This window comes from Actinomadura parmotrematis, assembly GCF_019458805.1.
In the GTDB taxonomy this organism is placed as follows: Bacteria; Actinomycetota; Actinomycetes; order Streptosporangiales; family Streptosporangiaceae; genus Spirillospora; species Spirillospora parmotrematis.
In genome coordinates, this window is sequence record NZ_JAIBOA010000005.1 from 58,012 (window position 1) to 69,455 (window position 11,444).

Sequence of the window (11,444 nt, forward strand, 5' to 3'; positions counted from 1 at the left end):
GACCTCCCGGAACGGAACTGGTTTGCGTCACGTACTACCTCGACGGTAGTTCGCGCCGCGTACCACGTCAACTAGGGTGTCCCCATGACCGCCGACGAACCGCCCCTCAGCACGGTGGACGCCCTGGTGCAGCTGTCCTTCCTGGTCCAGCGCGCGCTGGCGGAGGCCGGCGCCGAGCACGGCCTGTCGGTCGTGCAGATCCGGCTGCTCGGCGTCCTGCGCGACCGGACCGCCGGGATGCTGGAGATCGGCGGCCACCTCGGGCTGGACAAGTCGTCCATGACGGGCCTGGTGAGCCGCGCCGAGAAGCGCGGCCTCGTCCGCCGCTCCCCCTCCCCCCACGACGGGCGCGCCGTGCTGGTCTCCCTCACCGACGAGGGACGGCGCCTCACCGAGCAGGGCGCCGAGCAGATCGGCCGCCGCGTCGCCGCGCTCACCGCCGGGCTCACCGAGGCGCAGCGCACCGAGCTCACGCGCCTCGCCGGCGCCGTGATCAACGGCTGAGGCGCCGCCCGCTCACAGCGGGTGCAGGAGGTGCTCGATCAGCCGGGGGCGGGTGCGGTCGGTGAAAGCGGCGAGGCGGTGCAGGGCGGCGCCCTCGCGCAGGGCCCACGGGCAGATCTCCAGGGCGGGCAGGTCGAGGGTGCCGAGCAGCGAGTCGGCGACGATGGCACCGGCGACGATCTGCCGGGCCCGGGGGCGGGTGATGCCGGGCAGCCGGGCCCGCTGGTCGGCGGCCATCACCGTCAGCGGGCCGAGATGCTCGATGAGCGGCCGGTGCTCCAGCAGGCCCGGCCTGCGGTCGGGGCCGGTGGTCAGCGCGGCCAGCTGCGCGAGCGTGCGGGACGCGGCGACCGCGCGGTCGACCCCGCCGTCCAGCTCCAGGTCGTCGGCCAGGCCGGTGACCGCGGCGTCCACCAGGCGGCGCAGCGCCTTCACCTGGCGCGGCCGCGGCGGGTCGGCGGGCAGGTGCTCGGCGGTGAGGCGCCGCGCGCCGAGCGGGAGGGAGACCGCGATGTCGGGGACGGCGCCGGCGCCGTAGGCGATCTCGATGGTGCCGCCGCCGATGTCGGCGACCAGGAGGCGGTCCGCCGAGCGCCCGCACCAGGCGCGGGCGGCCAGGAAGGTCAGCTCGGCGTCGGCGCGGCCGTCCAGGAACCCCAGCTCCACGCCGGTGGCGGCGGCGATCCGGCGCACGGCCTTGCCGGCGTTGGGGGCGTCGCGGACGACCGAGGTCGCGAACGCCGCCAGCTCGTCCATCCGCTGCCGGCGCGCGTGGTCGACGCACTCGCCGACGGCGACGGCGGCCCGCTCGATCTCGGCGGCACCGAGGCGCCGGTCACCGGGCGCGTCCTGCCCGAGGCGGGTGGGGCGCTTCAGCGATCCCAGCGGCCGCAGCCGCTCCCCCGCGGTCAGCTCGAACATCGCCAGATGGGCCGTGGTCGAGCCGACGTCCAGCACGCCGAGCCGTATCCGCCGCGCCATGGCCGCTCACCGCCTCCACGTCATCCCGGTCCCCTCCTGCCCACCTCGCGACCGGCGTACCATCGGCGCCCGCCGTGCGGCCGGCGGTCCGCCATACGCCGACGATACGCACCGGCTCGTAGCGTCGAGGGCATGCGCGTGCTGATCGTCGAGGACGAACCCTTCCTGGCCGAAGCCGTCCGCGACGGCCTCCGCCTGGAGGCCATCGCGGCCGACATCGCCGGCGACGGCGGTACCGCCCTGGAACTGCTGGGCGTCAACGCCTACGACATCGCCGTCCTCGACCGCGACGTCCCCGGGCCGTCCGGCGACGAGATCGCCGAACGCATCGTCGCCTCCGGCAGCGGCATGCCGATCCTCATGCTCACCGCGGCCGACCGGCTCGACGACAAGGCGTCCGGATTCGCGCTCGGCGCCGACGACTACCTCACCAAGCCGTTCGAGCTGCGCGAACTCGTCCTCAGGCTGAGGGCGCTCGACCGCAGGCGCGCCCACAGCAGGCCGCCCGTGCGGGAGATCGCGGGCCTGCGGCTGGACCCCTTCCGCCGCGAGCTCCACCGCGACGGCCGCTACATCGCGCTCACCCGCAAGCAGTTCGCCGTCCTGGAGGTCCTCGTCTCCGCCGAGGGCGGCGTCGTCAGCGCGGAGGAACTCCTGGAACGCGCGTGGGACGAGAACGCCGACCCCTTCACCAACGCCGTGCGCATCACCGTCTCGGCGCTGCGCAAGCGGCTCGGCGAACCCCCGATCATCGCCACCGTGCCGGGCTCCGGCTACCGCATCGGGGACGGGCGTGCGTAGGGCGCCCGGGCTGAGCGTCCGCCTCAAACTCACCCTCAGCTACGCCGCCTTCCTCATGCTCGCCGGCGTCCTGCTGCTCGCGGCGGTCTGGGCGTTCCTGCTGCGCTACGTCCCCGACCGGGCGCTCCTCGGCCCCACCGTCACCACCGTGGACGGCGTCTTCCCCATCCGCTCGGTCCTGCTGCGCGTCTTCGCGCCGAAGGCCGCCCTGGTGCTGGCGTTCCTGCTGGTGTTCGGCCTGGCGGGCGGATGGATCCTCGCCGGCCGCATCCTCGCTCCCCTGACCCGCATCACCAACGCCACCCGCCTGGCGTCGACCGGATCGCTCTCCCAGCGGATCCGGCTGCCGGGCCGCAAGGACGAGTTCCGCGAGCTCGCCGACGCCTTCGACACGATGCTCGCGCAGCTCGAAGCGCACGTCGCCGTCCAGCAGCGGTTCGCCGCCAACGCCTCGCACGAGCTGCGCACCCCGCTGGCCGTCTCGAAGGCGCTCCTCGACGTGGCGCGCGCCGACCCCGGCCACGACACCCGCGAGGTCATCGACCGCCTCCACACCGTCAACACCCGGGCGATCGAGCTCACCGAGGCGCTGCTCCTGCTCAGCCGCGCCGACCAGCGGTCCTTCACCCGCGAGCACGTCGACCTGTCCCTGCTCGCCGAGGAGGCCGTCGAGACGCTCCTGCCCCTGGCGGAGAAGCACGACGTCACCATCGAGACCTCCGGCGACGTCACCCCCGTCGCCGGCTCACCGGCGCTCCTGCTGCAGATGACCACCAACCTCGTGCAGAACGCGATCGTCCACAACCTGCCCGAGCAGGGCATCCTGCGGATCAACACCGGAACCCGCTCCGGAACGGCGGCGCTGACCGTGGAGAACACCGGCGAGAAGCTCGCTGCCGAGCTCGTATCGACGCTCACCGAACCGTTCAAGCGCGGCACCGAACGCCTCCGCACCGACCAGGCGAACGTCGGCCTCGGCCTGGCCATCGTCGACACCATCGCCCGCGCGCACGACGGAACCCTCACCCTCGCCCCGCGCCCGTCCGGCGGGATGAGCGTCACCGTGGAGCTACCCGCCGGGGAAGGCCGAAGGAGTCAGGCCAGTGCGGCCGCCTTGCGCAGCAGCACCGAGCGTTCGCGCTGATTGGCGCACAGCCGGGCCGCCAGTTCCAGCTCGGCGCGCGCTTCCGCGCGCCGCCCGAGCCGGGCCAGCAGTTCGCCGCGCACCGTGGGGACCAGGTGCGAGCCGGGGAGCCGGTCGGAGGCGACGAGCTCGTCCACGAGGGCCATGGCCTCCTCCGGGCCGGAGGCCATGGCGACGGCGACGGCCCGGTTGAGCTCGACGACGGGCGAGGGGGCGACCCGCCCGAGCGCCTCGTAGAGCACCACGATCCGGTCCCAGTCGGTCGCCTCGACCGAGGGCGCCGCCGCGTGGACGGCGGCGATCGCGGCCTGCAAGCCGTAGGGGCCGAGGCCGCGCGCCGACGCCCTGGCCAGCGCGGCCAGCCCGCGGCGGATCGCCGCACGGTCCCACCGCCGCCGGTCCTGCTCGGCGAGCAGGACCGGCGAACCGTCCGGACCGGTCCGGGCCGGGAAGCGCGCCGCCGTCAGCTCGCACAGGGCCAGCAGGCCGTGCACCTCCGGCTCGTCCGGCTGGAGCGCGGCCAGCGTCCGCGCCAGCCGGATCGCCTCGTAGGCGACGTCGGGGCGCAGCAGCCGGTCGCCCGACGTGGCCGTCGCCCCCTCCGTGAAGATCACGTACAGGACGCTGAGCACGCCGCCCAGCCGCTCCCGGCGCTCGGCGGCCGGCGGCGCCTCGAACGGCACCCCGGCCGCCGCGATCGTCTTCTTGCCCCGGGTGAGGCGGGCCTGCACGGTCGGCACCGGCACCAGGAACGCGCGGGCGATCTCCTCGCTGGACAGGCCGCCGACCACCCGCAGCGTCAGCGCCACCCGGGCCTCCGGGGAGAGCACCGGATGGCAGCTGATGAACATCAGCGCCAGCACGTCGTCGTCGATCCGGTCGGGATCGACGTCCTCCTCGGCCACCGGGCCGGCCGCCAGCAGGGCGTACCGGTCCTGGAGGGCGGTCCGGCGGCGGATCGCGTCGATCGCCCGCCGCCGGGCCGTCGCCATCAGCCACCCGGCCGGGTTCGCCGGGGCGGCGACCGGCCAGGACACCAGCGCCTCGGCCACCGCCTCCTGGGCGGCGTCCTCGGCCAGCCCGAAATCGCCGGTGAGCCGGGTCAGCGCGGCGACGATCCGCGCCGCCTCGATCCGCCAGACGGCCTCGACGTCGGCCGCGCCGGTCATGCGCCGGCCAGGGGCACCTCGTCGCTCCCCGCCACCCGCCGCACCTCGATCTTGGTCCCGCGGGCCGCCGGAACCCGCCTGGCCCACTCGACCGCCTCCTCCTTGGAGGCGACGTCGAGCAGGAAGAAGCCCCCGAACAGCTCCCTGGTCTCGCCGTACGGCCCGTCGGTGACCACCGGGGCCTCGCCGCCGAAGTCGACCACGGCGCCCTGGCGCGGATCGTCCAGCCCCTCGGCCTCCAGCAGCACGCCGGCCTTGACCATGTCCCCGATGAACCGCTGGGTGGCGGCCATCAGCTCGTCGATGTCGGCCATCATGGCCGCGTTCGACGCGTCGGTGCCCCGCATGATCAGCAGGTACTTCGCCATCGCGCTCTCCTCGTCCGCCGGGACCGCCTCTCGGCCCGCGCACCCTTACGTCGAACGAGCGGCCCGCGGATCGACACGACCCTGCGGAAATCTCTCCCCGCGAGCCGACGACGAGCGTGACCGGACGCTCACAGCCTAGCCACGGGCGTGCAGGCCCCGACGCTCTACCACCACTTCGGGGAGCGGGCCGGACTCGTCCGCGCGCCCGCGTCGGGGGTCGACGAACATCGGAACGAAAAGTCCCGTTAGCGGCTCTGTCGGCCGAGGCCTCGATTTGGCGCCGGGTTCGTGCTGTTGACCTGCGTATTCGTGTTCCGTCGCGGGCTTGGTTGCTGGCGGCGCGTAACGGTTGGATCTTCGTGCTGAGGCGGGGGTCTGGCTCGCTCTACTTTCTGGGCTCATGCCAGTTGAGTTCTTGAGTGATGGCGAGGCGGCTGCCTATGGCCGGTTCGCAGGAGTTCCGCCTCGGGCGGAGCTGGAGCGGTTCTTCTTCCTGGACGATGCGGATCGAGCGCTGGTCGCGGGGCGGCGTGGTCCGCACAATCGGCTCGGCTGGGCGTTGCAGGTGACGACGGCTCGGTTCGTGGGCCGGTTCTTGCCCGATCCGCTGGAGGTGCCGGAGGAGGTCGTGGTCTATCTGGCGGAGCAGCTGGGGATCGAGGACGTCTCGCAGGTGAAGCGGTATGCCGAGCGGCGGGCGACGCCGTTCGAGCATCAGGAGGAGATCCGGAAGGCCTACGGGCTGCGGGAGTTCGGGGCGGTGGAGGCGGAGTTCACGGCGTGGGTGGACGCGCGGGCGTGGTCGACCGGCGACGGCAAGAAGACGATCTTCCATGACGGGGTGGTGTGGCTGCGGGAGCGCAAGGTGCTGCTGCCCGGGGTCACCACTTTGGCCCGGCTGGTCGCCCGTGTGCGCGACGATGCGACCGAGCGGCTGTATGACGCGCTCTTCTACGTCATGACGCCGCGCCAGAGGGCCGTGATGGAGCTGCTGCTGGAGGTGCCCGACGACCGGCGGGTCTCAGATCTGGAGCGGTGGCGGCAAGGTCCGTCGGTGCCATCGGGTCGGAGCATGGAGCGGGCGCTGGACCGGGCGGCGGAGATCCTGTCGGTCGGCGCGGGCGGCCTGACGATTCCGCCCGAGGTGCCCTACCGCAGGTTGGTGGACCTGGCCCGGTACGGGATGCAGGCGACCGCGACGCTGCTGCGCCGACACGGACCGTCCCGGCAGCTGGCGACGCTGCTGGCCACCGTCATCTACCTGGAGGGCAAGGCCGTCGACGACTGCCTGGACCTCCTCGACGTCCTCATGACCACGGAGCTGATCGGCAAGGCCGAGACCGCCACGAGCAGGGAACGGGCCCGGCAGCATCCCAAGCTCGCCAAGCATTCGGCGACGCTCGCGACCGCGATCGACACGTTGCTGGAGACGCTGGAGTACGGCGAGGATCTGCGCCTGGACCAGCTGATGGAGTCGATCGACGCGATCGTGCCGCGCCGGCAACTGCGGGAGGCGGCCGATGCGGTGCTCGAGATGGTGCCGCCGCCCGGCGCCGATCCCGATGGCGAGGTCCGGGCGCAGCTCGCCGCGAAGATCTCAACGGTGTCGGGGTTCCTCAAGACCCTCACCACGGTGATCGAGTTCGGCGCCACGACCGAGGCGGATCGGGTGCTGGCGGCGATGAAGGAGCTGCCCAGGTTGCTGGACGGCCGCAAGAAGAAGGTCTTGCAGACCGACGTCGACGCCGCCTTGGTGACCGGGTCGTGGCAGCGGCTGGTGTTCAAGACGATGCCGAACGGCAGCACGGTCGACAAGAACGCCTACGCGATGTGCGTCCTCACCCAGTTCCACAAGCACCTGCGGCGCCGCGACATCTACTCCCAGGTCTCCGCCCGCTGGAAGGACCCGCGCGGCCAGCTCCTGGACGGCCACAAGTGGGAAGCGGCCAAGGGGCCGGCACTCACCGACCTGTCCCTGCCCGAAGACCCCGGTCAGCTCTTGGCCGAGCACGCCCTTGTGCTGCACCAGGCGCTGCGGGATGTCGGCTCACGCCTGTGTGAAGAAGGCGTCGGGGTCAGTGTGGATGAGGACGGGCGGCTGCATGTGGCGGCGCTGGCGGCGCTGCCCGAACCGCCCTCGCTGGTGGACCTGCGTAAGCGGGTCTCCGACATGCTTCCGCGCGTCGACCTGCCCGAGCTGCTGCTGGAGACCATGGAGCGGTACCCGCGGTTCACCGAGGCGTTCTCCTCGGCTGACGGCGGGGAGAGCAAGCTCGCTGACTTCACGACCTCGGTCGCCGCCTGCCTCACCTCCCAGGCGTTGAACATCGGCTACGCGCCCGTCGTCAAGCCCGGTCCCCCGGCGCTGGAGCGGGCGCGGCTGTCGCACATCGCCCAGAACTACCTGTCGGCCGAGACCTACACCCTGGCCAACGGGCCGCTCATCGACGCCCAGGGGCAGATCGGGTTCGCGAGCGCGCTCGGCGGCGGCTTGGTCGCCGCGATCGACGGGATGCGGTTCGTCGTCCCTGTCCCGTCCATCTACACGCGACCGAACAAGAAGTACTTCGGCCGCAGGCGCGGCGTCACCTGGCTCAACATGATCAACGACCAGGGTGCCGGGCTGGGGGCGAAGGTCGTCACCGGCACCGTCCGCGACTCCCTGCACATGATCGACGTGGCGTTCCGGCGCGACGGCGGCGCCCGGCCCGAGGTCCTGGTCACCGACACCGGCTCCTACTCCGACATCGTCTTCGGGCTCGTCCACCTGCTCGGCATGCAGTACCGGCCCGCTCTGGCCGACATCCCCGACCAGAAAGGCTGGCGGATCCAGAACACCGACTACGGGCCGCTGAACAGGTTCGCCCGCGGCAAGGTCGACCTGGACAAGATCGTCCGGCACTGGCCCGACATCCTGCGGGTCGTCGTGTCGATCTACACCGGCGAGGTCCGCGCTCACGACGTGCTGCGGATGATCCAGCGCGACGGGAACCCCACCCGGCTCGGCGACGCCATCGCCCACTACGGCCGGATCTTCAAGACCCTGCACATCCTCACCTACGCCGTCGAGGAGCCCTACCGCCGCGACATCAAGGGCGTCCGCAACCTGCAAGAAGGCCGCCACGCCCTCGCCTCGCGGATCTTCCACGGCAAGAAGGGCGAGCTGTACCAGCGCTACCACAAGGGCATGGAGGACCAGCTCGGCGCCCTCGGCCTGGTCCTCAACTGCGTCACCCTGTGGAACACCTTCTACATCGACGCGGCCCTCGACCAGCTCAAAGCCCAGGGCTACCCCGTTCAGGACGCCGACGTCGCACGGTTGTCGCCGTTCGTCCGCAAGCACATCAACGTGACGGGCACCTACTCCTTCACCAGACCCGACCTCGGCCCGACCGGTGTTCGCCCGCTGCGCGATCCCGATCAGCCCGATGGAAACGAAGATCATTCGTAAGGGCCGCGTGCGCGAGGTTCTGTCTCACCGTTGGGTGCGGAGCCGGCTCATCGACCAGGCGCTCTACCACGTCGAACATGCCCAGATGGGCCTGCCCGACCTCCCTGCCGAAGCCCTCGAACCCGCACCGGCCAAGGCCTGACCTTCGAGAGGTCATCTGCCGGCCCGGCGTCCTCAGCCACCGAGTGAGTCGATGCGTTCTCGCGTGTTCGACGCCCAGCCGGACCGAGGTCGCCCAGGATGGCGGTCATGAACAACCAGTCCTGGGAGCTGTCGCCCGAAGAGGTCCTCACCCTTCCCCTCGACGAACTCGCGCTGCACGTCCTGCGGGACGCCAAGATCAACGGAGAGTGGAACTGGGGAAACTGGCTGATCTCCGCGAAACAGGGATACGGCCGGCGCCCCGACGTCCTCGGGGCGTTGTCGGAAGCATGGGGATGGCTCCAGACCCACGGCCTCATCGCCTGGAACCCCGGCCAGAGCGCCCAGCAGGCGTTCGTCATCAGCCGCCGCGGTGAGCAGCTCCTGAACCTCGGTCTGACCTGGCTGCGAGCGGTCCAGCGCCTGGACATCGAGATGCTGCCGGTGCTGGAGCAGAAGGTACGCCCGCAGTTCATGCGAGGCGACTTCGAGATCGCCGCGTTCACCGCCATGCGCGAGGTCGAAGTCCAAGTCCGTCAGCGCGCCGGGTTCGGCAACGACCAGTACGGCGTCCGCCTGATGCAACTCGCCTTCGCCGCTGACCCACCCGGCCCGTTGTCCCACACGGACGTGGAGAAAAGCGAGCGGGTCGCCACTATGGAGCTGTTCAAGGGCGCGATCGGCGTCTTCAAGAACCCACCCAGCCACCGCCAGGTCGACTTCGACGACCCCACCGAAGCAGCCGAGATCATCCTGTTCGCCGACCTCCTGCTGCGACTGCTTGACAAGACCCCAGACCACTCCTCCAACACCCCGTGATCTCACCCGGCGAGCCGTCCCCGGGTGTTGAGAATCGTTCGATTCACAACACCCCCACCCGAAGGTGCCTGCGCGACCGGCCGGACCCCGAACAACTGTCGAAAAAACGTGTTGCGAGATCATGCTGTTCAACAAGTCCGGGTGAGCCCTTTCTCCTACACTTCTCGGCTGTGGACTCCCTTCCTGCTCCTGAACAGGCCATCGCGATCACCGGTGACCCGCTCGCGGCCGAACCGGCGGTCCTCACCGGCGCGCTCGTCGGCTATGCCCGGGTGTCGACCAAAGACCAGCGGCTCGACCGGCAGACCCTCGCCCTGGAAGCGGCGGGCTGCATCCGGATCTTCGCCGACAAGAAGTCCGGCAAGAACGTCGAGCGCGAAGAGCTGTGGAAGGCCCTGGACTACCTGCGGCCCGGCGACACCCTCGTGGTCCCGTCCCTGGACCGGCTCGCCCGCTCGCTCCAAGACCTCATCGCGATCGTCGCCGGCCTGCGCAAGCGCGGCATCGGGTTCCGGTCGCTGAAGGAAGCCCTCGACACCACCACCGCCGGCGGCCGCCTGGTCTTCCACGTGTTCGCCGCACTCGCCGAGTTCATCCGCGAACTCATCATCGAAGGCACCCACGAGGGCCTGGCCGCCGCCCGCGCCCGAGGACAGCGGCTCGGCCGCCCGCCCGCGATGACACCCGAGCAGGTCCGGCACGCCCGAGCCCTGCTCGCCCAGCCCGACGCCACCATCGCCTCGATCGCCCGGCTCCTCGGGGTCAGCCGCTCCACGATCTACAAGTACGTGCCCGAGCTCAAGACCGGCAGCGACCACCAGAGCATCGACGTCCCCGCCCAGCGACTCGAACTCGCCGCAGAGGCCGACCATGCGAATGGCGGCTCACCGCAGAGGTAGGAGTTCCGGACCTATTTACGCATCGGCCACAGGCGGCGAAGCGCCCTTCTCCACGCCGGCAACGAGCGGACTGCGACCGGAGTTTCGAAGGTCGTGGGAGGCATCCGGGACCAGGCGCCGTGCGTGAACGGGGCGCTGACGCCCGTATGCTCCTGAGCCCACCGGAACAGCTTCTCGAAGTCGGCGACCAACCGCTCGGCGAGCTCGGCGTTCAGCAGGGCGACGATCTGCGGCTCACCATCGCCCTCGTTGATCTCCTCCGTCTGCACCAGTTGGTCTCGCAGCTTGACCCGGCAACCGGGGTCGGTGTGCATGAGGTAGTTCCGCCACCTACTGATGTACAGCAGCAGCGCGGCCCGGTCGGGGTCCAGCTCGAAATCACCCGAGCGCCCCAGGGCGCGAGCCGCCTGCGGAAACTCCTTCCATGCCTGCTGCCACTTGAGGAAACCCGGGTGGCGTTCAGCCCGGAGATGCACCCAGCTGCCGTAGGCCTCAGCGGCCGCCTGCGTCAGCAGCACCGTGACGATCGCGGCATCCGCCTCGCGGTTCCCTGGTTCGACACCACTGCCGCCCGCCGCACGCTCGGCCTCAGCCTCGCGACGGTAGAGCCGGGCAAGCCTCGCGGAATCGAGCGCGGCGCGGAAGTGCACCTGGCTGGCGTCGTAGACGAAGTCCATCCCCCGATGATCCTCCTAGAAGCACCAGCAGCGAACTCACGCACGGCAAAGACTCGACTGCTACGGGCTGACCAGCACCAACTCACACCCGAGCGACATCGGAACGAAAAGTCACGCTAACGAGCTCGGCCAGCCCCGCTTAGCGGGACTTTTCGTTCCGATGTTCGTCATGCCCCGGCTCCGCGCCCGGTCGCGCCCGGTCGCGGCGGGGCGGGGAGCCGGGCCGCAGGGAGGTTCTGTCGGGTCCTGCCCCGGGTGTATCGCCTAGCAAGCTCCTCACCGGCACCCCGATACCCGGACGTTGACGCGTGTGTCTCTTGGCCGTTTGGTCGCCGAGACTGTTTGCGTTGGTTTGTGTGGCGGGCAGGCGGTGATGCGCCGATGATGGCGGCATGAGAGGGGACGCTGGCAGTACGGGCGGTTCGAGCGGTGCCGGGGATGCCGGGGGGAGGCGCCGCAGGTGGCAGGTCGGGGCGGGCGCGGGCCTGAC

Annotated in this window: 11 protein-coding genes; 7 read left to right on the plus strand and 4 right to left on the minus strand. The window is 71.1% G+C overall.

Features of this window, described 5'->3' with window-relative positions; genetic code table 11:
- Nucleotides 1-84 precede the first annotated feature (84 nt).
- Nucleotides 85-504, plus strand: coding sequence for a MarR family winged helix-turn-helix transcriptional regulator (locus tag K1Y72_RS09530; RefSeq protein ID WP_220165261.1), 420 nt, complete (start codon nucleotides 85-87; stop codon nucleotides 502-504).
- 12 nt (nucleotides 505-516) lie between these two features.
- On the opposite strand, the gene K1Y72_RS09535 is transcribed toward K1Y72_RS09530, so the two are convergent.
- Nucleotides 517-1,485: a Ppx/GppA phosphatase family protein gene (locus tag K1Y72_RS09535; protein WP_220165262.1), complete on the minus strand. Its 969-nt coding sequence runs from the start codon at nucleotides 1,483-1,485 to the stop codon at nucleotides 517-519.
- Between the two features lie 132 nt (nucleotides 1,486-1,617).
- Between K1Y72_RS09535 and K1Y72_RS09540 the strand changes: the two genes are divergently transcribed.
- Together K1Y72_RS09540 and K1Y72_RS09545 are read left to right on the plus strand one after the other, a co-directional pair.
- Nucleotides 1,618-2,286: a response regulator transcription factor gene (locus K1Y72_RS09540; protein WP_220165264.1), complete on the plus strand. Its 669-nt coding sequence runs from the start codon at nucleotides 1,618-1,620 to the stop codon at nucleotides 2,284-2,286.
- Nucleotides 2,279-3,430, plus strand: coding sequence for a sensor histidine kinase (locus K1Y72_RS09545; protein ID WP_220165266.1), 1,152 nt, complete (start codon nucleotides 2,279-2,281; stop codon nucleotides 3,428-3,430). The genes K1Y72_RS09540 and K1Y72_RS09545 overlap by 8 nt, the downstream gene beginning before the upstream one ends.
- Here the strand turns inward: K1Y72_RS09545 and K1Y72_RS09550 are convergent.
- Both K1Y72_RS09550 and K1Y72_RS09555 read right to left on the minus strand, forming a co-directional pair.
- A complete protein-coding gene (locus K1Y72_RS09550) occupies nucleotides 3,382-4,599 on the minus strand; it encodes an RNA polymerase sigma factor (RefSeq protein WP_220165268.1) in 1,218 nt (405 codons plus the stop codon). The genes K1Y72_RS09545 and K1Y72_RS09550 overlap by 49 nt on opposite strands.
- Nucleotides 4,596-4,967 carry a YciI family protein gene (locus K1Y72_RS09555; protein WP_220165270.1) on the minus strand — a complete coding sequence of 124 codons (372 nt, stop codon included), beginning with the start codon at nucleotides 4,965-4,967 and terminating at the stop codon, nucleotides 4,596-4,598. Before K1Y72_RS09555 ends, K1Y72_RS09550 begins: the two co-directional genes overlap by 4 nt.
- A gap of 400 nt (nucleotides 4,968-5,367) precedes the next feature.
- Between K1Y72_RS09555 and K1Y72_RS09560 the strand changes: the two genes are divergently transcribed.
- From K1Y72_RS09560 to K1Y72_RS09575, 4 genes are all read left to right on the plus strand, one after another.
- Complete coding sequence (locus K1Y72_RS09560; RefSeq protein WP_220165272.1) at nucleotides 5,368-8,418, plus strand: Tn3 family transposase; 3,051 nt, start codon at nucleotides 5,368-5,370, stop codon at nucleotides 8,416-8,418.
- Nucleotides 8,396-8,560: a hypothetical protein gene (locus K1Y72_RS09565; RefSeq protein WP_220165274.1), complete on the plus strand. Its 165-nt coding sequence runs from the start codon at nucleotides 8,396-8,398 to the stop codon at nucleotides 8,558-8,560. Before K1Y72_RS09560 ends, K1Y72_RS09565 begins: the two co-directional genes overlap by 23 nt.
- Before the next feature lie 107 nt (nucleotides 8,561-8,667).
- Nucleotides 8,668-9,378, plus strand: a complete 711-nt coding sequence (locus K1Y72_RS09570; RefSeq protein ID WP_220165276.1) for a TIGR02391 family protein — start codon at nucleotides 8,668-8,670, stop codon at nucleotides 9,376-9,378.
- A 170-nt stretch (nucleotides 9,379-9,548) separates the two neighbouring features.
- On the plus strand, nucleotides 9,549-10,277 hold the full coding sequence (locus K1Y72_RS09575) for a recombinase family protein (protein ID WP_220165278.1): 729 nt from the start codon (nucleotides 9,549-9,551) through the stop codon (nucleotides 10,275-10,277).
- 11 nt (nucleotides 10,278-10,288) lie between these two features.
- Here K1Y72_RS09575 and K1Y72_RS09580 read toward each other — a convergent pair whose 3' ends face one another.
- Nucleotides 10,289-10,954: a hypothetical protein gene (locus tag K1Y72_RS09580; protein WP_220165281.1), complete on the minus strand. Its 666-nt coding sequence runs from the start codon at nucleotides 10,952-10,954 to the stop codon at nucleotides 10,289-10,291.
- Between the last annotated feature and the right edge of the window lie 490 nt (nucleotides 10,955-11,444).